This window comes from Mycolicibacterium setense (assembly GCF_000805385.1).
Taxonomy (GTDB): Bacteria; Actinomycetota; Actinomycetes; order Mycobacteriales; family Mycobacteriaceae; genus Mycobacterium; species Mycobacterium setense.
This window is the reverse complement of sequence record NZ_JTJW01000010.1, coordinates 810,902-830,745: the sequence shown is the minus strand read 5'-3', so window position 1 is coordinate 830,745 and position 19,844 is coordinate 810,902. Positions and strand designations below refer to the sequence as shown.

Genomic DNA, 19,844 nt, shown 5'->3' with positions numbered 1-19,844 from the left:
CATGGTTTCGATTGGCGTTGTCGGTGCGACCGGCCAGGTCGGCCAGGTCATGCGCACCCTGCTGGAGCAGCGCAACTTCCCGGCGAGCTCGGTCCGGTTCTTCGCCTCGGCCCGCTCCGAGGGTAAGAAGCTGACGTTCCGCGGCCAGGAGATCGAGGTCGAGAACAGCGAGACGGCCGATCCGTCTGGGCTGGACATCGCGCTGTTCTCCGCCGGCGCGACGATGTCGCGCGTGCAGGCCCCGCGGTTCGCCGCGGCCGGCGCCGTCGTCGTCGACAACTCGTCGGCCTGGCGCAAGGATCCCGACGTCCCGTTGATCGTCAGCGAGGTCAACTTCACGCGTGACGCCGGCGTCCGCCCCAAAGGCATCATCGCCAACCCGAACTGCACCACCATGGCCGCCATGCCGGTGCTCAAGCCGCTGCACGAGGAATCCGGGCTGACCCGCTTGATCGTGTCGAGCTACCAGGCCGTGTCGGGCAGTGGCCTGGCCGGAGTCGAGGAGCTCGCATCGCAAACGCGCGCGGTGGTCGACGGTGCCGAGCAGCTGGTGCACGACGGCTCGGCTCTGCAGTACCCGGAGCCGGTGAAATATGTTGCACCCATTGCGTTCAACGTGATCCCGCTGGCCGGCTCGTTGGTCGATGACGGCTCCGGCGAGACCGACGAGGACCAGAAGCTGCGCAACGAGAGCCGCAAGATCCTCGGCATCCCCGAACTTCTGGTGAGCGGCACCTGTGTGCGGGTTCCGGTGTTCACCGGCCACTCGCTGTCGATCAATGCCGAGTTCGCCCAGCCGCTTTCGGTTGAGCGCGCCAAGGAACTCCTGGCCGGTGCGCCGGGAGTGAAGCTGGTCGACGTGCCGACTCCGCTGGCCGCCGCCGGCGTCGACGAGTCATTGGTCGGCCGGATCCGGCAGGATCCGGGTGTGCCCGACGGTCGTGGTCTCGCCCTGTTCGTGTCCGGTGACAACCTGCGAAAAGGTGCCGCGCTGAACACGATTCAAATCGCCGAACTGCTGGCCGCCGAGCTGTAACCACCTTGCGCCGAAACCGCATTCCAGCAGGCGTTCTCTCGATCTTTCTCTGCTGGAATGCCATTTCGGCGGTGCCGGGAGCAGGTGCGAACCCAGGCTTCGGGTTCGGCGATCCGGTGGTCCCGCCGCTGGCCCCCGGCCAGGTGCTGCGGATCGGGCCGAGCGCCGGAACCGGCACTCCCACTCGTGATTACGGCATCGGCGCCACCGACCTGTGTGAGTTCATGGAGTTTCCCAGCCGGGTGCTCCAGGTCTGCGGTGACAGCTTCGCCGGGCAAGCCGTGGGCTTCGGCGGGTGGTACTCGCCGGTGGCTCTGCACGTCGACGCCGATTCGATCGAAGACGCCGGCGGTGTGCGCTACCGGGGCGTGACCGGTGTGGACAAGCCGTTGCTGGCCGACGCGGCGCCGGCCGGTTCGTCGCAGTTGCCCGCCGGCGTGATATCCATCAATCGCGAGAACTACATGATGGTCACCACCACCAAGGATCTCCGTCCGCAGAGTTCTCGGTTGGTGAAAGCCGATGCGGCCCAGCCGAATTGGCCGACAGTGCCCGGTTCGGTACGCGACGCCAAGTATCAGGGCGGGGCCCAGTCTCAGATCAGCGGCTACTACGACCCGGTCCCGGCGCCGGATTCACCCAGCGGGTGGGTCTACATCCTGGCCAACAACTTCGACCGCAGCAGCCCGCCGTTCCTGTACCGCGCCAACCCCAAGACCTTCACCGACCGGGCCGGCTGGCAGGGCTGGTCCTCGACGGGCGGGTGGGGTAAGCCTCCGACCCCGTTGTTCTCCGACCGGGTGGGGGAGATGAGCATCCGGCAGATCGACGGCAAGCCCGTGCTGTCCTACTTCAACGCCACCAACGGAAACATGGAGGTGCGGGTCGCATACGACCCGACCGGCTTGGGTACCGCACCTGTGACCACCGTGGTGTTCGCCAGTGCCTGGCCCGACCCGGTCGACACGTTGCCTCCGCCGGAGGTCAATCAGCTGGCCCAGCCCTATGGCGGTTACATCTCACCGGGATCGACGCTGGATCAGGTCCGGATCTTCGTCAGCCAGTGGAACACCATGGCTCGAGGCGGCGCCCCGTATCGCGTGATCCAGTACGCGGTGAACCCGTTCAAGCCGTGGGAGCAGTAGAACCGACAGTCTTGCGCGCCGATTTCTACCGCAGGGCTGTGGTTCGCGCGTGTGAGCAACCGTGGCGTGGAAAGCGCGGCGCTGACCCACTTGGGCGGCGGCGCTGACCCACCTGGGCGGTGGCTCCCGGGGCTTTCAAAGCTGATTCACAGCCAATTCTTGATCAGCACCTCAGCAGTGCTCGCATGCTCATGTCATGACTGAAACACCCCCCGCTCCTGCGACCGAACCAGTGGCCGCGCCGGAGCCCGTCGCAGCAGCTCCGGCAACCGTGGTCGCCCCGCCCGCCGAGAACAAGCCAAGCCGCCTGATGCAAGCGCTCGCGTGGGTGGGCATCGCCGCCGGCGTCGTATTCATCGTCGCCGTTGTGTTCGGTACCGGCTTCTTCCTCGGCGCCCATGCCGGTGGCGACGGCCATCACCACCGCGGCCACGACCGCGGCGGCATGATGATGTTTCACCGTGGCGGACCAGATGGCGGACCGGGGCGGATGGGACCACCGCACGGCATGATGCCGGGCGGGCCCGGAGGCCCCGGCTCATTCGGCCCAGGAGGCCCCGGTTGGGGGCCCGGCCCGGGCAATGGCCCAGGGAATGGCCCGGAACGTCCTGAGACCCCGACGACACCGGCACCGCCCGCGCGACCATAATCACAGCCCGCCTTTTTGGACTGACTCCAAAGAGCGCGCATACTGGAGCCGTGACCACGGTGCATGAACACGACCCCAAGGCCCTGTTGCGGGCTGCTGGGCTGCGCGTGACCGCACCGCGGGTCGCGGTTCTCCAGGCGCTGGCCGAGCATCCGCACTCGACTGCGGACGATGTGGCGGGCCTGGCCCGCGAGAACCTCGGCGCGGTGTCGACCCAGGCGGTCTACGACGTCCTGCGGGCCTGCGTCAACGCGGGTCTGGTGCGTCGTATCGAACCCGCCGGCTCGTCGGCCCGCTACGAGACCCGCGCCGGCGACAATCATCACCACCTGGTCTGCCGGGTGTGCGGTGTAGTTGCCGACGTCGATTGCGCCGTGGGGCAGACTCCGTGCCTGGAGCCCTCTGACCTGGCCGGCTTCGCCGTCGACGAAGCCGAGGTCGTGTTCTGGGGTGTCTGCGCAGATTGCCAGACCTCCGCTTCCGTTTAGACCACTCTGCAGCCCAACGACGCCCCGGCCACTTTCCCCTTGTGGCCGGGGCGCCTGGCATTTCGGACCAGGTAAGCCGAAGCGGTGGGTGGGATACCCGGAATCGTGAGATTCTCGCTAACCATGACCCGCAATCGGCTCCTGGTTGCCGCACTGCTCGCAGTGCCGGTGCTGGCCGCCGGCTGCGCGGCGGGCACCGAACCCGAGCGCGGCGCGGCCATGGTCTTCGCGGTGGGTGATTGCGTGAGCGTCCCAGCCGCCACTCCCGAGGACCCCGACGTGACCCGGGCCGCCGAGGTGTCGTGCGACGTCGACCCCAGCTACACCGTCGGTGCCATCGCCGATGGCACCGGAGCCTGCCCGAGCGCCGAATATCAACACCTGCCCGCCGATACCGCCGATCCGTCGACCGCGCGGCTGTGCCTGGTCCCCAACCTGGTCGCCAACCACTGCTACGAGCTCGGCATGCCCGCGGGCATGGTGGAGCTGGCCGACTGCACCGCACGCTCTGAACGCGGCCCCGGGGTGACGGTGCAGGTGACGCAACGGCTGGATGTGCGCGACGGCTCAGCCTGCTCTGCCGACACGGGGCACTACGCCTGGCCCTACCCGTCTCCGGCGCGGACCTATTGCACGCGGACGGTGCACTGACTGGCATGATCGAGGCCATGCGTGCCCTGACTGTCGGTTTCGGGCTGGCCGGTCTGGCCCTGGCGTTGGCTGCACCTGCTGGTGCGCGTCCCTCGGATCCTGGTGTCGTGTCCTATGCCGTGATGCCCAAAGGCTCGGTGGGCAACATCATCGGTGCTCCGATGACGTGGGAATCCCAGTTCACCAACCCTTTCCAGGGTTTCTCGGTGGAGAACCCGGTGTGCAACAACTGGGCAGACATCGGCCTGCCCGAGGTGTTCAACGACCCGGATCTCGCCTCGTTCAACGGAGCCACCACCCAGACCGCGGCCGACGACCAGGCCCATTACGTCAAGCAGGCGATCGGGGTGTTCGCCAACCCGGAGGCCGCCGACCGCGCGTTTCATCGGGTGGTGGACCGCACCAACGGCTGCTCGGGCCAGACGAGCGCGATGCACCTGGACAACTTCGTCACGGAGGTGTGGACCTTCACCGGCGGCGCGGCGAGCGACACCAACGCCGACTGGGTGAAACAAGAGGCCGGTACGGACCGCCGCTGTTTCAACACCACCCGCAAACGGGAAAACGTGCTGCTGCAAGCCAAGGTGTGCCAATCCGGCAACGCCGGTCCGGCGGTCAACGTCCTGGCCGGGGCAATGCAGAACACGCTGGGGCAGTAGAACATGTCGGTCCGATCTGGATGATGGAACACAACTGGATGGTCCGGCACCGGTGAGGACCGGGAGGGGTGGTTACTTTGGCCGTACCCGTCAGGGCCGATGCGGCCCGCCTATCTCCCGTCGAATTCGCCAGCGCCGAACACGCGGCGGCATTCATCGGAGCGCGCTGCCTGGATGACGGGCCGGTTGGCCAGGTCGGCCTGGAAATCGAGGCGCACTGTTTCGACCTCGACAATCCGCTGCGCCGTCCGGACTGGGATGAACTCGCCGACGTCATCGCATCGGTACCCGCGCTGCCCGGTGGCAGTCGGATCACCGTCGAACCCGGGGGTGCGGTCGAGTTGTCCGGCCCGCCCGCCGCTGGACCATCGGCGGCGATCACCGCGCTGCTGGCCGATCGGGCGGTGCTGCGCGCTGAGTTCGAACGTCGCGGTCTGGACCTGGTGCTGCTCGGAGCTGATCCCGTGCGGCCCACCCGGCGGGTGAACCCGGGCCCGCGCTACCGGGCGATGGAGCAGTTCTTCGCGGCCAGCGGATCGGCCGAGGCGGGTGCGGCCATGATGACGTCAACCGCCTCGGTTCAGGTGAATCTCGACGCCGGACCGCGCGAAGGCTGGGCGCAGCGGGTACGCCTGGCGCACGCCCTCGGCCCGATGATGATCGCCATCACCGCGAATTCACCGATGCTGGGCGGGCGGTTCACCGGGTGGAAGTCATCGCGGCAGCGGGTATGGGGGCAGCTGGATTCCGCGCGCTGCGGGCCGATCCTGGGCGCTGACAGCGACGATCCGGCCAGCGACTGGGCCCGCTATGCGCTGCGGGCACCTGTGATGCTCGTCAACACTCCGGATGCGGTGCCCGTGACCAACTGGGTTCCGTTCGCGGACTGGGCCGACGGGCGCGCGGTGCTCGGCGGCCGCCGCCCCACCGAAGCCGACCTGGAGTACCACCTCACCACGCTGTTCCCGCCGGTGCGGCCCCGACGGTGGCTGGAGATCCGCTACCTCGACAGCGTGCCCGACGCCTTGTGGCCCGCGGTGGTGTTCACGTTGACGATGCTGCTCGACGATCCGGAGGCCGCCGCCATCGCCGCTGAGGCGACAGCCCCGGTGGCCACGGCGTGGGACCGGGCGGCGCAGACGGGGCTCGCCGATCGACGGCTGCAGAATGCGGCCGTCACCTGTGTTTCTGCCGCGGCGGAGAGGGCTCCGGCAGAGCTGACGGAATCGATGGCGCTGTTGACGCGTTCGGTCCAGGAGGGACGCTGCCCGGCCGACGATTTCGCGGACCAGGTGGTGGGTCATGGGATCGCTTCCGCGATGGGCCAACTGGTGAAGGGCGAGCTTTGACCACACGCGAGACGCTGGCGCAGCAGCTCACCCGGGCGCGGGAACGGACCCTGCACCTGGTCGACTTCGACGATGCCGAACTGCATCGGCAGTACAGCCCGTTGATGAGCCCACTGGTCTGGGACCTCGCCCACATCGGTCAGCAGGAGGAGCTCTGGCTGCTGCGTGGGGGCAACCCGGACCGCCCCGGCATGCTCGATCCCGAGGTGGACCGGCTGTACGACGCGTTCGTGCATTCACGCGCCAGCCGGGTCGCCCTTCCGCTGCTGCCGCCCACCGACGCGCGCACCTACTGTGCGACGGTGCGGTCGCGCGCGCTCGATGCCCTCGATTCCCTTGACGCCGATGACCCGGGGTTCAACTTCGGACTCGTGATCAGCCACGAGAACCAGCACGACGAGACCATGCTGCAAGCCCTGAACCTGCGGTCGGGCCCGCCGCTGCTCGATACCGGCAGTGCGCTGCCCGCCGGCCGGCCCGGGCTGGCCGGCACCTCGGTGCTGATCCCGGGCGGCCCGTTCGTGCTCGGCGTGGACGACCTGACCGAACCGCACTCCCTGGACAACGAGCGCCCGGCACATGAGGTGGACGTGGCGTCCTTCCGTATCGGGCGGGTGCCGGTCACCAATGGTGAATGGCGCCAGTTCGTGGACGACGGTGGCTACCAGCAGTCCCGGTGGTGGTCGGAGCGCGGTTGGGCGCATCGGCAGGAGGCGGGTCTGACCGCACCCGAGTTCTGGGGACAGGACGGCACCCGGATCCGGTTCGGCCATGTCGAGACCATCCCGGCCGACGAACCGGTCCAGCACGTCACGTTCTTCGAAGCCGAGGCCTACGCCGCCTGGGCCGGCGCCCGGTTGCCCACCGAGGTCGAATGGGAGAAAGCCTGTGCCTGGGATCCGGCAGCCGGTGCCCGGCGTCGATTCCCTTGGGGCGCATCCGAACCCACCGAAGCGCTGGCCAACCTCGGCGGCGCATCGCGTCGGCCCGCGCCGGTGGGCGCCTACCCGGCCGGGGCGTCGGCCTACGGCGTCGAGCAGATGTTGGGCGATGTCTGGGAGTGGACCACCTCCCCGCTGCGGCCATGGCCCGGCTTCACCCCGATGGTCTACGACCGCTACAGCGAGCCGTTCTTCGATGGTGATTATCGGATCCTGCGCGGCGGCTCCTGGGCGGTGTCCGCCGACATCCTGAGACCCAGCTTCCGCAACTGGGACCATCCGATCCGGCGCCAGATCTTCTCCGGTGTGCGCCTGGCCTGGGACGTCGCCTGATGTGCCGGCATCTGGGCTGGCTGGGCGCGCCGCGTTCGGTGGCCTCGCTGGTGCTCGACCCGCCGCAGGGCCTGCTGGTGCAGTCGTATGCGCCGCGCCGGCAGAAGCACGGTCTGATGAACGCCGACGGTTGGGGCGCAGGGTTTTTCGACTCCGGTGTACCCCGTCGGTGGCGCAGCGATAAGCCGCTGTGGGGCGATGCCTCCTTCGCGTCGGTGGCCCCGGCGTTGCGCAGCGGGTGCGTGGTCGCGGCGGTGCGCTCGGCGACCATCGGCATGCCGATCGAACCCTCGGCGTCGGCTCCGTTCACCGACGGTGAGTGGTTGCTGTCGCACAACGGGATCGTGGACCGCGCGGTGCTGCCGTTGAGTGCCGTCGCCGAGTCCACCGTGGACAGCGCGTTACTGGCCGCGTTGGTCTTTCAGCGGGGTATGGACGTGCTGGGCGACACCATCGCCGAGGTGGGCGCGCTGGATCCGAATGCCCGGTTGAACATCCTGGCCGCCAATGGTTCTCGCCTGGTGGCCACCACCTGGGGTGACACCTTGTCGGTGCTGCGGCTTCCGGATGGGGTCGTGCTCGCCAGCGAACCCTACGACGACGATCCTGGCTGGGCCGATATTCCGGACCGGCACCTGGTCACCGTGGCCGGCTCTGACGTCGAGCTCACCCCGCTGAAAGGTTCGGTATGACGCTCACCCTGTCCAACTATCTGGCGGCCGATTCCGCGGCCACCGCACTGCGCCGCGACGTGCGCGAGGGTCTGTCGCAGTCGCCGAAGATGTTGCCGCCCAAGTGGTTCTACGATTCGGTTGGCAGTGATCTGTTCGATCAGATCACCAGGCTGCCCGAGTACTACCCGACCCGCACCGAGGCGCGGATCTTGCGGGACCGCTCGGCCGAGATCGTCGCTGCCGCGGGGGCCGACACGCTCGTCGAGCTGGGCAGCGGCACGTCGGAGAAGACCAGGATGCTGCTCGACGCGATGCGCGACGGCGGGCAGTTGCGACGGTTCATTCCGTTCGACGTCGACGCCAGTGTGCTGCGCGCGGCGGGCGCTGCGATCGGCCGCGAGTACCCGGGCGTCGAAATCGACGCGGTATGTGGGGATTTCGAGGAGCACCTCGGAAAGATTCCATCGGTGGGGCGGCGCCTGGTGGCGTTCCTCGGGTCGACGATCGGCAACCTCACACCTGGTCCGCGTGCGGATTTCCTTGCGTCCCTGGCGGAGACCCTCCAGCCCGGCGACAGCCTGCTTCTGGGTACCGACCTGGTCAAGGACACAGGCCGGTTGGTTCGCGCCTACGACGACAGTGCGGGGGTCACCGCCGCGTTCAATCGCAACGTGTTGTCGGTGGTGAACCGCGAACTCGACGCCGACTTCGACCTCGACGCGTTCGCGCATGTGGCGAAATGGAATGCCGACGAGGAGCGGATCGAAATGTGGCTGCGGGCCGAGGCGCCGCAGCAGGTCAGGATCGCCGACTTGGGTCTCGATGTCGCATTCGGTGCCGGTGAGGAGATGCTGACCGAGGTGTCCTGCAAGTTCCGGGCCGACGGGGTGGCCGATGAACTGGCGAAAGCCGGTCTGCGGCAAACCCATTGGTGGACCGATGAAGCCGGTGACTTCGGCCTGTCGCTGGCGGTGAAATGAACCTCGCACAGCAGTGGGTCGATGCCCGCCCCAAGGTCGCCGGGCTGCATCTCGACAGTGGGGCCTGCTCACGGCAGAGCCTCGCGGTGATCGATGCTGTGGCCGCACACGCGCGCCATGAGGCCGAAGTCGGCGGATACGTGGCCGCGGAGGCGGCAGCCCCTGTGCTCGAGGCCGGGCGGGGCGCCATCGCCGCGCTGACCGGACTCGCGGCCTCCGACGTGGTGTACACCTCGGGCTCCAACCATTCCCTGGACTTGCTGCTCGGCAGTTGGCAGGGGGAGCGGACACTGGCCTGTGTGCCCGGCGAATTCGGGCCGAACCTGGCGGTCATGGCCGCCAACGGTTTTCAGGTGCGCGCCCTGCCTGTTGACGGGAATGGCCGGGTTGTCGTCGACGAGGCGGCCCGCATGCTGGCCACGGATCCACCGGCGCTCGTGCACTTCACCGCGCTGGCCAGCCACCGCGGGGTGGCCCAGCCCTTGGCCGCGATGGTCGCCGTGTGCCGCGAAGCGGGCGTGCCGATCGTGGTCGACGCCGCACAGGCATTCGGGCACCTGGACTGCAACGTCGGCGCCGACGCGATCTACTCGTCGTCACGCAAATGGCTGGCCGGGCCGCGTGGCGTGGGTTTCCTGGCCGTGCGACCGGAACTGGTTGCGCGGCTGCAGCGGCGGCTGCCGCCGGCGGTGTGGGACGTGCCGGTGACAGTGCTGCAGAGCTTCGAGCACGGTGAGCACAATGCCGCGACCCGCATCGGATACTCGGTTGCCCTGGGCGAACACCTGGCTGCCGGGCCGGAACTGGTCCGGGACACGCTCGCGGAGGTGGGCCGCGCCGCGCGGGAGGTGCTGGCCGGAATACCGGGTTGGCGGGTCGTCGAGCCCGTGGATGAACCGACCGCGATCACCACACTCGAACCCACCGATGGCGCCGATCCGACAGCGGTGCGGGCCTGGTTGATCGCCGAGCGCCGAATCGTCACCACCGCATGTGAACTGGCGCGCGCGCCGTTCGAGATGACCAAGCCGGTGCTGCGGATTTCACCGCATGTCGACACCACGGACGAGGATCTGGAGCAGTTCGCCGGGGTGTTGCGCGACGCGTCGTAGTCCCCCTTCTGTCGGGCGCCTCAGCCCCCAGGCATGTCGTGGCAGCGATCCGTGCACGATTCTCCCGTGAGCGCAGGCCCGGTGAATTCAGATCACCGCGAGGTTCGTCGCGCTGGCATTGCGCACTGCAGTGATCGGAATCGACTGATCGAGTGTCGCGAATCGGCCACCGTTGGCGGTAGCAAGCGCGAGTAGGTATGCGTCGGTTACCTGGCGATGCCCGTGCAACTGCGAGTGGTCGATGAGCTCATCGTCCAACAGGCTGACGGAACACGTCCAGTACTCGTGATATTTGGTCGCGGCGGCGCGAGCCAACCTGCTGATCGCGTGCGCGGGCGACACCGGGCTGGGGTACCGAGGTTGGCTGATGATTCGGACGAAGCCGTTTTGAGTAATCGCACACGACGCCCAGCCGTGGACGATCTCGGCGCCAACCCACTGGCGAACCCGCTCGTGGTCGACGTGATCGCTATCGAGCAGCGCGATCAGGACATTGACGTCCAACAAGGCGCGCGTCACACGGCTTCTTCGTCGCGGAGGCGGTCGACGAGCGCGTTGGACACGGCAGGCCCTCGGTGTTCGAACGGTTCGAATCCATAGAAGTTCTCCGGGCCCGTCCGGGGGGTTCCACTCTGCTGCTGCGTCAGCGCCTGCCGGGCCAGGTCCGACAGAACTTCGCCTGCGGTGCGCTTCTCGCGGCGCGCACGTTCCTTCACTGCCATCAGTACGTCATCGTCCAAGGACAGTGTGGTGCGCATGCATCTGATGCTATCGCATCAAATGCATGCGCTGGGGCGTCGATGTGCTACTTCGCCCGGCTGGTGGTCGGTCAGTCCGCCTTGTGCGCGGTCAGCAGGAACGCCGGGAACTTGATGCGTCCCTTTTCGTCGAAGTCGTGCGCCGGCAATTCGAACGGCACATCCGCGGGCAACGCCACGGCGTTGGCGTGAATGAACGCCGGCCGGATGTCGTCGACCTCCCAGTACTTCGATACCGCCGCCCGCAGCTCGTCCTCCGAGACCTCGTTGGGCTTGGTCTCCAACTCCGCGGGGAACGCGCCCTTGGCGAACACCAACACGTAGTAGCTCGCGCCGGGCGCCGAGGCGCGATGGATCGAGCGCAGATATCCGTCCCGGCCCTCAATGGGCAGTGAGTGGAACAAGGTCGAGTCCACCACGGTGTTGAACCGGCCGTCGTATCCGGTGAACGAGGTGATGTCGGCCTGGGCGAAGCTGGCCGTCGACAGCCCGCGCACCTGGGCGGCATTGTTGGCCGCGGCGATCGCCGTCGGACTCAGGTCAAGCCCCACGACGGTGTAGCCGTCGGAAGCCAGTGCCAGTGACAATTCGGCGTGCCCGCAACCTGCGTCGAGCACGTCGCTGCGGAATTTTCCGGCCCGGTGCAGGGCCGCCAACTCGGGCTGCGGTTCACCGATATTCCACGGTGGCGGACCTTCGAAACCCGCGTCCCCCTTGTAGGCGCCGTCCCAGTCCAGAACCTGTTCAGATGACATGATTCCAACGTACGCGTGTCAGTCCCAGGTGTGGACGGGCTCATTGCTGTGCATCAGCTGCACATAACTCCGCAGCATCTCGGCCAACGCCCTGGGTCTGGTCAACCCCTGCGACTGCAGCTTCTGCACCGTCGCCACCTGCCAGGCCGCACCGGTTCGCCCCGTCTTCGCCCGACCTTCGATGACCCCCAGATATCGGTCGCACACCTCGCCCGCCACACCCCAGCGGCGCAGCCCGTCGTGCGCCATCGGCAGCAGCTGGCGCAGCACCAGTTCATCGGGTGTCACCTCGCCCAGTCCGGGCCAGTACAGCCGGGCGTCCATGCCGTGCTGGGCGCCCTCGACGAAGTTGTGGTGGGCCGCGGCGAAGCTCATCTTGGTCCACAGCGGCCGGTCTTCTTCGGACAGCGTCCGCAGCAGGCCGTAATAGAACGCGGCATTGGCCAGCATGTCGACCACGGTCGGCCCGGCCGGCAGCACCCGGTTCTCCACGCGGAGATGAGGCACCCCGACCCCGTTCACTTCAACGACGTCGTACACCGGGCGGTTCCACCGGTAGATGGTCCCGTTGTGCAGGCGCAGCTCGGCCAGCTGAGGGGCCCGGCCCGCCGCGAGTTCGGCAACCGGATCCTCATCGGACAGCTCGGGAAGCAACGACGGGAAATACCGCACGTTCTCCTCGAACAGGTCGAAGATCGAGGTGATCCAGCGCTCGCCGAACCAGACCCGCGGCCGCACCCCCTGAGCCTTGAGCTCATCGGGACGGGTGTCGGTGGATTGGGTGAACAGCTCGATGCGGGTCTCGGCCCACAGCTGATGGCCGAAGAAGTACGGCGAATTGGCGCCGACCGCGAGCTGCGGGCCCGCGAGCACCTGGGCGGCGTTCCAGTTGTGGGCGAAGTCGGCGGGGGATACCTGCAGGTGCAACTGCATGCTGGTGCAGGCGGACTCCGGGGCGATGGAGGCCGATTGCAGGCTCAGCCGTTCCGGCCCGGAGATGTCGATGGGCATGTCCTCACCGCGGGCAGTGAAGATCGAATCGTTGAGTGCCTGGTATCGGGTCGACTCGCTCATCCAGCCGTCCGAAAGATGCTCGGGCATCAGCGTCGGCAGGATGCCCACCATCACGATGTGCGCGCCGTCCTCGTTGGCCTTGATCTCGGCGGCGTTGAGGCTGCGCCGCACCTCGTTCTCGAGCTCCAGCGCGGCCCGGCCGGGCAGCGGCCGCGGTGGGACGTTGAATTCGATGTTGTAAGCGCCCAATTCGGTCTGATAGGCCGGATCTGCGATGGAAGCCAGTACCTCCCGGTTGGTCATCGCGGGCTGGTAGTCGTCGTCGACGAGGTTGCACTCGATCTCCATGCCGGTGAGCGGACGCTCGAACTCGAAACTCGACTGCGCGAGCATGGTTTCGAACACGTCCAGACACAGTTGCACCTTGCGCCGGTATTCCTGCCGGTGCGCGCGGCTGAACTCGGTGTTGCTGACCTCTTCACCCACACCGCGATGCAACAACGCCGAGGCTGGTCCGCGCAACTGAATGCGCATATTCGTCCCGCCATGGACCCGCGGCCGGGCCATCGAACCGGACCGGGGCGCCTCCGTCGCATACTGGCCCGGTGACGTCGTCGAGCGAGATCGAGCAGGGCGGTCTGGAACAGGTCTCGCACGCCGATCGCATCTCCGCGCTCACCGGAGTGCGCGCTGTGGCCGCGATGACCGTGATGGGAACGCACGCGGCGTACGGCACCGGCCTGCTCTCCCAGGGATACCTGGGCTTGTTGAGCGCGCGGCTGGAGATCGGGGTGGCGATCTTCTTCGTCCTGTCCGGGCTGCTGCTGTTCCGGCCCTGGGTGCAGGCGGCGGCCTCGGGCGCCGACGCGCCGAGCGCGCGGCGTTATGCGCGAAATCGGTTCCGCCGCATCATGCCCGCGTATGCCGTCACGGTCCTCATCGTCTACGCCATCTATGAACTTCGCCCTGTGCACCCGAATCCCGGGCACACCTGGACGGGCCTGTTGCGCAACCTGACCCTGACCCAGATCTACAGCGACAACTACTTCACGGACTATCTGCACCAGGGGTTGACCCAGATGTGGAGTCTGGCGGTGGAGGTGGCGTTCTACGCGGTCCTGCCTCTGCTGGCCTATGTGTTGTTGGTGTTGGTGTGCCGCAATCGGTTTCGGCCGGTGCTGCTTCTGACCGGGCTGGCGGTGCTCGCCGCGGTCAGCCCCGTGTGGCTGGTGTTGCTGCACAACACCGACTGGCTGCCGGTGGGCGCCGGTGCCTGGCTGCCGCACTACCTGGTCTGGTTCGTGGCGGGGATGATGCTGGCCGTACTGGCGAGGATGGGCGTGCGCTGCTATGCGCTGGCGGTGTTGCCGCTCGCGCTGGCCTGTTACCTGGTGGTCTCGACGCCGATCGCGGGCACCACCACCGCGATGACCCTGGGCCTTCCCCAGGATCTGGCCAAGACCATGTTCTATGCGCTCATCGCGGCGCTGGTGGTGGCACCGCTGGTGCTGGGCGGTGGTGGCCTCTACGCACGGGTGATGGGCAGCAGGCCGATGGTGGCACTCGGCGAGATCTCCTACGAGATCTTTCTGCTGCACGTGGTCGCCATGGGCCTGGTCATGGAGTTCGTGCTGGGCTGGAACGTCTACACCGGCTCTGCCGCTGTGTTGTTCGTCGTCACGCTGGCGGTCACGGTGCCGTTCGCCTGGCTGCTACATCGGCTGACCCGGCCGCGCTGACTCGTCGGCGCGCTGGGGCACATGCGGCACCGGTGACTGGGCGGTGCCCGCCCCGGCCCGCCCCGGCGGGGCCACCGCCCCACCGGACTGGGTGGGAGCCGCGGCAGCGGTCTGGCCGTAATCATGTTGCGGGGAAAGAAGATCGGCATAGTCGCCGTACTGGGGCGCCTGTTGAGTGACCCGCGCGGCAGCACCGGTGGCCGGAGCCTGGGCTTGCGACTGGCCGTAAGCCTGGGCATAGGCCTGGGCATATCCGCTGCGCTGCGACGAATCCGGTTGTGCCACCGCGGTGTGCTGGTAGTACTGCTGCACGGCCTGGTTGTAGTAGTCGAGGTAGGCCTCGTACCCGCCGGCCGCGGTCGCCGCCGCCGGTGCCTCCGGGGCCCGCCACCACGCCACGGCGGCCGCCACGGCCTGCAGTCCGGTGAGCACCGCGATGGTGGTCAGCACCCATCCCGAAGTGTCCGAGGAAGAACCCAGGACACTCGAGACGGCATCGAGGAAACCCGCGGTGGCCAGGACGGCCGGCAGCCACGCGCCCGCAGCCTGCTTGGGCAGCAAGCCGATTGCCGATACCAGGGCCGCCAGTACGGCGAACCTGACGTGCCAGTCATTGCCACCACCATCGGCGACCGGGCCGAAGCTGACGCAGTAGGCGGCCAGGCCCAGCACCACCACCGCGATCGACAAGTTGCGGTGAAGCGGATTGACCACGATCACTCCTTCACATCAGTCAGTGCTGTTCGCCGATGCTCTCAGATAACGCATCTCGTCGTCGGTGGCGACCATCGTCACCACCGCCGAGCCGGCCTGGGTGCTGGCCTTCACAGTGTCGTGTTCCAGTGAGATCAGGTCCAGGACCACGTCGGCGTGCTCGGAGGCAGGCGTGTTGGGCGGTGCGAGCACCATGGTGGTGACGCCGATCCGGACCGATTGTTCTGGAACACCGTCGAACATCTCGACGGTGTAATTGCGCTCAGCGCCGGCCTGGATGGCGCGCCGGTTGAAGTCCGCAACCCACAGCAGGTCATGGCGGCCGACGGCGTCGACCATGTCGCGCCAGTACGCGGGCCGTCGGGTGTGCACCAGCACCCGGGCGCCCAACGCGAGCGAGCGCAGCACCACCTGCTGGGCCAGGTGCAGCGTCCCGATGATCTCCACCCGCCGGATCTGCGGGCCGAACACCGGCAGCGCTACCGCGCGTCCCTCCTGGTCCGCACCGATCACCTGACCGCAGCCCGACGCGGGCAGCGCGAGCTCACTCAGCGCGTCGCCGCGAAGGCCCGACGCCCAGTGCCCGAGCCGACCGGCCCCGGGAACCGCCGGGATCGGCAGCGTGGCCGCCAGCGCGGAATACTGCTGCCCGTGCAACGGGGTGAGGCCGCGCAGTTGGGTGGGGACGCGCACGTCGCTGTCGAAGCGGACCAGACCACGAACCTGGACCAGATCCTGGTCGGCACTCTCGCGCAGCGACAGACACACGGTGGTGGAGTAGCTGGGCACTGTCCACAGCAGCCCGAGGCCCGGCGTGGTCAGCATGTCCGGCTGCACGGCGAAGCTGGACAGCCGGAAGTGGCCTTCGCGGCAGTCTTCCCACGTTTCCTCGACGCTGCCGAGGTTGACGCCGTCACTGAGCTGATTGGTGGCCGCCGCGATGCCGCTCGCCGACAGGAACTGGGGCTGCAGACCCGCCTCGGCCAGCCGATTGGCGACACGCCGGGTCGCGGTGGTGGCGGCGCGCAGGATGCCGTCGCGGTCGCCGCCCCGGCGCCGAACCGCCTCCGCGCAGCGTGAGGGGTTGAACCGCACGGCAATCCACACCGTGCGCTGGGCGATCGCGGGCAGCGGCCCCAACACGGAGTCATACACGGCGGCGACGTCGGTGTGACCGGCCGAGCGGGCGCCCTGGCTGATGATGTCGATGGACTCGAGCGTGATGTCGAACTGGCGCAGACAGTCCAGCAGGGCCTGCACGGGAACCATCTCACCGGAAACCGTGACTCCCGGCTCCAAAACCGTCAGAGCCCTGGGATTTTCGTCGATCTTGAGCAACGACAGCAACGTCGTGCCGTTCCAACGGAATCCGATCTGCAATCCGTCGGAGGTCGGAACGTCGAACGGTTCGACAGGCAGTGAACCGGGACCGGTCTTGCCTGCGCGCTTACGCGTGCGCCGTCGTCGATTGCGAAGGTATGTGCCGCGCAGGGCCAGCGCCCGGGGCGCCGTCGTTCCCCGAACCACCGGAGCGACCAGCAGCAACGCCACCACCAGGCCAACGGCCGCGCCGTGCCAGCCGGGCCGATGCATTTGCTGGGCGACGACGGTGCCGGCCACGACCAGTATTTGCAGGGCGATCAGGTCGACCAGGGGGACCAGCCGCTGCGGACCGGTATCGCCGGCTGTGGTCAGCTTTGCTGCGAAAGTCAATGGACGCATTGCATTTCAGTAGCCGCTCTCCAGCAGGTCATGTCGAGGTGGTGCGGACGTGCTATACCCTACGCATGCCAGCGCAAGTTACCACTCGCGCACAGGTGAACGGTTACCGTTTCCTGATCCGCCGCCTTGAGCACGCACTCATCCGGGGCGATTCGCGGATGATCCACGACCCCATGCGTGGTCAGATGCGGGCCCTCATCGTGGGAATGGTGATCGCCGTGCTGATCACCGGGGCGGCCGCCGTGATGGCGTTCTTCAAGCCGTCCCCCAACATCGGCGACGCGCAGATCGTGCTGAGCAAGTCCAGCGGTGCGCCGTACGTCCGGATCGGCGACCAGATCCACCCCGTGCTCAACCTCGCGTCGGCCCGGCTGATCACCGGCAAGAACGACAGCCCCAAAGAGGTCGACGACAAGTTCCTCGACGCCGTACCGCGTGGACCCATGGTCGGCATCGTCGGCGCGCCGGCGAGCATCAACCGCGGCGACGACCTGGCGAAGTCGTCGTGGACCGTCTGCGACAACCTGCTGATGCCGGCCGTCACCGAAACCACCGGCACCGCCAGTCTGCAGACCACGGTGCTGGCCAACGATCCGGTGCTCGACAACGGCATCCGCCCGGTCGATTCCGCCGAGGCGATCCTCACCGAAACCGGAGGCACCACCTACCTCATCTATCGGGGCGTGCGGGCCCCGATCGACGTGTCAGATCCGGTTCTGATCAACGGTCTTCACCTCCAGGGTGCCGCCTCCCGGCCGATGTCGTCGTCCTTGCTCAACACGTTCCCGCTGGTCGACCCGATCACGCCGGTACTCATCCAGGGTTCGGGGGAGCCCGGCCCGCTCGGACCGGACCATCCCGTCGGCGCCATCGTCAGTTCCGTCGACTCCCGCGGTGAGCAGCTCTACGTCGTGCTGCGCGAAGGGCTGCAGCCGGTCTCGCAGGCGACCGCCGACATCATCCGCTACAGCGCCTCCGGCGAGGTGGCCACCGGGCAGATCGACGAAATCGCGCCTGCGACGCTGGCCGAGGTGCCGACAGTGCACCGGCTTCCGACCGACCACTACCCGCTGGTGTCGCCGCGGATCGTGCCGCCGAACCCGGACCGCGTGGTGTGCATGGGATGGCAGCGGTCCAACACCGACGCTCATGCCGACGTGCGGCTGCTGGTCGGGCACCGGCTGCCCACTGCCGACGGAGCGCAGATGGTTCGGCTGGCCAGCGCCGACGGCAGCGGGCCCGGAGCGGATTCGGTGTACCTGACCCCGGGGGCCGGTGAGTTCGTGCAGGCAACCGGTACCGATCCGGACAGTCGCTCGACCGGGCAGCTGTTCTACGTCTCCGATACCGGAGTGCGCTACCACATCAAGGATCTGCCGACCGCCGAGGTGCTCGGTGTCAGCGGCGTCAAGGTTCCCGACGGACCGGCCAACGCCCCGCAGTGGGCACCGTGGCCGGTGCTGTCGTTGTTGCCACCCGGGCCGGAGCTGTCGCAGGAGGCGGCTCTGGTCGCCCATGACGGCATGGCCGCCGACCCCGACAGCAGCAAGGTGTCGACGGGCGAGCAGTGAGCCGTCAGAGGCGCATCTCGCGGAAGAACGCGTAGACCCGGATGATCCAGAAGCACAGCGGGAACAGCGATCCCACGGCGATGTATTCGAGTATCTCGACCTGACGCCGCATCACCGGGGAGAACTCGCGCAGGGGTGCGACCAGCCCGCACGCCAGGACCAGCACCATCAGGGCGAGCAGCGCGACGACGGCGCGGACCTCCCAGCCCTCGACGTTCACCGCCGTCTTGAGCACGACGGCGACGGCGATGGTCAGCCCGCTGCCGATGAGGGTCGCCGACTGCACCAGGTCGTGATGGCCGCGACCGCGCAGGCACAGCACCGTCGCCACCATGATGGCGAAAACGGTGCCCTGCCAATAGAACCCGTTGGTGACGTCGACTGCCAGGTAACAACCGGCCAGGGCCGCGAGCGCGGCCGCGACCAGGATCCCGGTGAGGTGCTGATTCGCCCGCCGCACCCGGCTGATCAGGTCTTCCTCGGTGGGGATGATCTGCTTGCCGATCGCGTTGACGCCCTCGACGGTGGTGCCGCCCTGTGTCTCGATGTCATCGAGCGGTTCACCTGCCGTCGGCACCCGCGGGATCGGGAGCTTCGACAGCCCGATGGTCACCCGAGGGGCGAGGTAGACGACGATAACGGCCACGGTCGCGAGCAAAGCCCCCACCGAGCGGATGGGCGGCTGCCACAGCAACATTGCCGTGGAACTGACGCCGCCGAAAGCGCATACCGCGATGATCGCGGTGTACACGGCCGATCCGCTGCCCGAGACGAGGAGCACCAGCAGTGCCCCGAACGCGGTCAGCGCGAACGCCATCGGCAGGGATGTGACGCCGGAACCGCCGGGCACCAGGTACAGCGAGCCCGCGAAAACCAGCGGTGTCGACACCGCGGCGATCCAGCCCGGCGCTGAGCCTGCCCCCGCGCGGTGCGCGACCAGGCAGGCCAGTAGCACTCCCAGAACCCCGAGGATCAGCACCGCCGCGGGCACCGCGGGCTGGGCGGTCCAATGCGCCAGCACTCCGGCCAGCGTGACACCGGCGGCCGCGGTGACACCGAAGCCGGCCAGCGCGGTGGCGTTGGCCGTGAGCCAGCTCCGCACGGTGCCTGGCCCGGTGTCTGCGGCGCTCGTGTCGTCGACGTCGTCGAACAGCAGGGGACTGACCGGCTGGCCCACCGCACGGATCATCAACAGGTCGCCGTCGTAGACGCCCGCCTCACCGAGGGACAGCTGCGGAGCGATCGGCTCGCCGCCGAGCGGGGCCAGTGTCCAGCGCCCGTCGGTGGCGTCGAACTCGATGATCGCGTCCTGGGCGGTGATCTGCTCGTTCGCGATGTCGATGACATCGGGCATGTACTGGGCGATGCTGACGTGTGCGGGCAGCCCGACGTCGATGTTCAGCTCGCCGACCACCAAGGTCAAGCGGCTCAGCTCGGGTTCGGCTTCTGCATCAAGCTCTGGCTCAAGTAGGGTCACAATCCAGTCGGCCTCCTGCGCAATGGGATTGCTCGACACGAACAATACCCAGCATCCGGCTTCAGCAGCTTCCGGGG

20 protein-coding genes are annotated in these 19,844 nt (G+C 67.9%); 13 read left to right on the top strand and 7 right to left on the bottom strand.

The genetic code is table 11. From position 1 onward, the window contains the following. Window position 1: 1 nt before the first annotated feature. The 11 genes from QQ25_RS29070 to egtE all read left to right on the top strand — a co-directional run bounded on the left by QQ25_RS29070 (window position 2) and on the right by egtE (window position 10,017). Window positions 2–1,036 (top strand): aspartate-semialdehyde dehydrogenase, encoded by a 1,035-nt coding sequence (locus tag QQ25_RS29070; RefSeq protein ID WP_039382514.1) that lies wholly within the window; start codon window positions 2–4, stop codon window positions 1,034–1,036. 62 nt (window positions 1,037–1,098) lie between these two features. After that, window positions 1,099–2,181, top strand: coding sequence for a DUF4185 domain-containing protein (locus QQ25_RS29065; protein ID WP_052236162.1), 1,083 nt, complete (start codon window positions 1,099–1,101; stop codon window positions 2,179–2,181). Window positions 2,182–2,377: 196 nt separating this feature from the next. Beyond that, complete coding sequence (locus tag QQ25_RS30425; protein WP_082017722.1) at window positions 2,378–2,830, top strand: hypothetical protein; 453 nt, start codon at window positions 2,378–2,380, stop codon at window positions 2,828–2,830. Between the two features lie 50 nt (window positions 2,831–2,880). Continuing rightward, window positions 2,881–3,318, top strand: coding sequence for a Fur family transcriptional regulator (locus QQ25_RS29055; protein WP_039325959.1), 438 nt, complete (start codon window positions 2,881–2,883; stop codon window positions 3,316–3,318). Window positions 3,319–3,441: 123 nt separating this feature from the next. Continuing rightward, window positions 3,442–3,969 carry a hypothetical protein gene (locus QQ25_RS29050; protein WP_039382511.1) on the top strand — a complete coding sequence of 176 codons (528 nt, stop codon included), beginning with the start codon at window positions 3,442–3,444 and terminating at the stop codon, window positions 3,967–3,969. Window positions 3,970–3,986: 17 nt separating this feature from the next. Continuing rightward, window positions 3,987–4,628: a sensor domain-containing protein gene (locus tag QQ25_RS29045; protein WP_169748654.1), complete on the top strand. Its 642-nt coding sequence runs from the start codon at window positions 3,987–3,989 to the stop codon at window positions 4,626–4,628. A gap of 77 nt (window positions 4,629–4,705) precedes the next feature. Then, the gene (gene egtA, locus QQ25_RS29040; RefSeq protein ID WP_039382508.1) at window positions 4,706–5,977 is read left to right on the top strand and encodes an ergothioneine biosynthesis glutamate--cysteine ligase EgtA; all 1,272 of its coding nucleotides are present in this window, start codon (window positions 4,706–4,708) and stop codon (window positions 5,975–5,977) included. Then, on the top strand, window positions 5,974–7,251 hold the full coding sequence (egtB, locus tag QQ25_RS29035) for an ergothioneine biosynthesis protein EgtB (RefSeq protein WP_039382506.1): 1,278 nt from the start codon (window positions 5,974–5,976) through the stop codon (window positions 7,249–7,251). The genes egtA and egtB overlap by 4 nt, the downstream gene beginning before the upstream one ends. Continuing rightward, window positions 7,251–7,943: an ergothioneine biosynthesis protein EgtC gene (gene egtC, locus QQ25_RS29030; protein ID WP_039382505.1), complete on the top strand. Its 693-nt coding sequence runs from the start codon at window positions 7,251–7,253 to the stop codon at window positions 7,941–7,943. The genes egtB and egtC overlap by 1 nt, the downstream gene beginning before the upstream one ends. Next, complete coding sequence (gene egtD, locus QQ25_RS29025; RefSeq protein ID WP_039325951.1) at window positions 7,940–8,905, top strand: L-histidine N(alpha)-methyltransferase; 966 nt, start codon at window positions 7,940–7,942, stop codon at window positions 8,903–8,905. The genes egtC and egtD overlap by 4 nt, the downstream gene beginning before the upstream one ends. Then, window positions 8,902–10,017 (top strand): ergothioneine biosynthesis PLP-dependent enzyme EgtE, encoded by a 1,116-nt coding sequence (egtE, locus tag QQ25_RS29020; RefSeq protein ID WP_039325950.1) that lies wholly within the window; start codon window positions 8,902–8,904, stop codon window positions 10,015–10,017. The genes egtD and egtE overlap by 4 nt, the downstream gene beginning before the upstream one ends. 87 nt (window positions 10,018–10,104) lie before the next feature. On the opposite strand, the gene QQ25_RS29015 is transcribed toward egtE, so the two are convergent. The 4 genes from QQ25_RS29015 to QQ25_RS29000 form a co-directional block, all read right to left on the bottom strand. Continuing rightward, complete coding sequence (locus tag QQ25_RS29015; protein WP_039325948.1) at window positions 10,105–10,536, bottom strand: TA system VapC family ribonuclease toxin; 432 nt, start codon at window positions 10,534–10,536, stop codon at window positions 10,105–10,107. Then, window positions 10,533–10,775: a ribbon-helix-helix domain-containing protein gene (locus QQ25_RS29010; protein ID WP_039325946.1), complete on the bottom strand. Its 243-nt coding sequence runs from the start codon at window positions 10,773–10,775 to the stop codon at window positions 10,533–10,535. The genes QQ25_RS29015 and QQ25_RS29010 overlap by 4 nt, the downstream gene beginning before the upstream one ends. Window positions 10,776–10,846: 71 nt before the next feature. Continuing rightward, window positions 10,847–11,530 carry a class I SAM-dependent methyltransferase gene (locus QQ25_RS29005; RefSeq protein ID WP_039325944.1) on the bottom strand — a complete coding sequence of 228 codons (684 nt, stop codon included), beginning with the start codon at window positions 11,528–11,530 and terminating at the stop codon, window positions 10,847–10,849. An 18-nt stretch (window positions 11,531–11,548) separates the two neighbouring features. Then, window positions 11,549–13,030, bottom strand: coding sequence for a glutamate-cysteine ligase family protein (locus QQ25_RS29000; protein ID WP_039327013.1), 1,482 nt, complete (start codon window positions 13,028–13,030; stop codon window positions 11,549–11,551). 119 nt (window positions 13,031–13,149) lie between these two features. Here QQ25_RS29000 and QQ25_RS28995 point away from each other — a divergent pair, with 119 nt between their 5' ends. After that, on the top strand, window positions 13,150–14,283 hold the full coding sequence (locus QQ25_RS28995) for an acyltransferase family protein (RefSeq protein WP_039325941.1): 1,134 nt from the start codon (window positions 13,150–13,152) through the stop codon (window positions 14,281–14,283). On the opposite strand, the gene QQ25_RS28990 is transcribed toward QQ25_RS28995, so the two are convergent. Both QQ25_RS28990 and eccE read right to left on the bottom strand, forming a co-directional pair. Further along, window positions 14,257–14,997, bottom strand: a complete 741-nt coding sequence (locus QQ25_RS28990; RefSeq protein WP_131546251.1) for a DUF5336 domain-containing protein — start codon at window positions 14,995–14,997, stop codon at window positions 14,257–14,259. The genes QQ25_RS28995 and QQ25_RS28990 overlap by 27 nt on opposite strands. A 15-nt stretch (window positions 14,998–15,012) precedes the next feature. Continuing rightward, complete coding sequence (gene eccE / locus QQ25_RS28985; RefSeq protein WP_052236135.1) at window positions 15,013–16,719, bottom strand: type VII secretion protein EccE; 1,707 nt, start codon at window positions 16,717–16,719, stop codon at window positions 15,013–15,015. Window positions 16,720–16,784: 65 nt separating this feature from the next. On the opposite strand from eccE, the gene eccB reads away from it, so the two are divergent. Further along, window positions 16,785–18,290: a type VII secretion protein EccB gene (eccB, locus tag QQ25_RS28980; RefSeq protein WP_039325937.1), complete on the top strand. Its 1,506-nt coding sequence runs from the start codon at window positions 16,785–16,787 to the stop codon at window positions 18,288–18,290. 4 nt (window positions 18,291–18,294) lie between these two features. Here eccB and eccD read toward each other — a convergent pair whose 3' ends face one another. Next, on the bottom strand, window positions 18,295–19,806 hold the full coding sequence (eccD, locus tag QQ25_RS28975) for a type VII secretion integral membrane protein EccD (RefSeq protein ID WP_234711996.1): 1,512 nt from the start codon (window positions 19,804–19,806) through the stop codon (window positions 18,295–18,297). Window positions 19,807–19,844: the final 38 nt, after the last annotated feature.

Coding starts and splice junctions, on each gene's coding strand:
- QQ25_RS29070 (WP_039382514.1), top strand. CDS start 2: ATGGTTTCGATTGGCGTTGTCGGTGCGACCGGCCAGGTCGGCCAGGTC.
- QQ25_RS30425 (WP_082017722.1), top strand. CDS start 2,378: ATGACTGAAACACCCCCCGCTCCTGCGACCGAACCAGTGGCCGCGCCG.
- QQ25_RS29050 (WP_039382511.1), top strand. CDS start 3,442: ATGACCCGCAATCGGCTCCTGGTTGCCGCACTGCTCGCAGTGCCGGTG.
- QQ25_RS29045 (WP_169748654.1), top strand. CDS start 3,987: ATGCGTGCCCTGACTGTCGGTTTCGGGCTGGCCGGTCTGGCCCTGGCG.
- egtC (WP_039382505.1), top strand. CDS start 7,251: ATGTGCCGGCATCTGGGCTGGCTGGGCGCGCCGCGTTCGGTGGCCTCG.
- egtD (WP_039325951.1), top strand. CDS start 7,940: ATGACGCTCACCCTGTCCAACTATCTGGCGGCCGATTCCGCGGCCACC.
- egtE (WP_039325950.1), top strand. CDS start 8,902: ATGAACCTCGCACAGCAGTGGGTCGATGCCCGCCCCAAGGTCGCCGGG.
- QQ25_RS29010 (WP_039325946.1), bottom strand. CDS start 10,775: ATGCGCACCACACTGTCCTTGGACGATGACGTACTGATGGCAGTGAAG.
- QQ25_RS29005 (WP_039325944.1), bottom strand. CDS start 11,530: ATGTCATCTGAACAGGTTCTGGACTGGGACGGCGCCTACAAGGGGGAC.
- eccE (WP_052236135.1), bottom strand. CDS start 16,719: ATGCGTCCATTGACTTTCGCAGCAAAGCTGACCACAGCCGGCGATACC.
- eccB (WP_039325937.1), top strand. CDS start 16,785: ATGCCAGCGCAAGTTACCACTCGCGCACAGGTGAACGGTTACCGTTTC.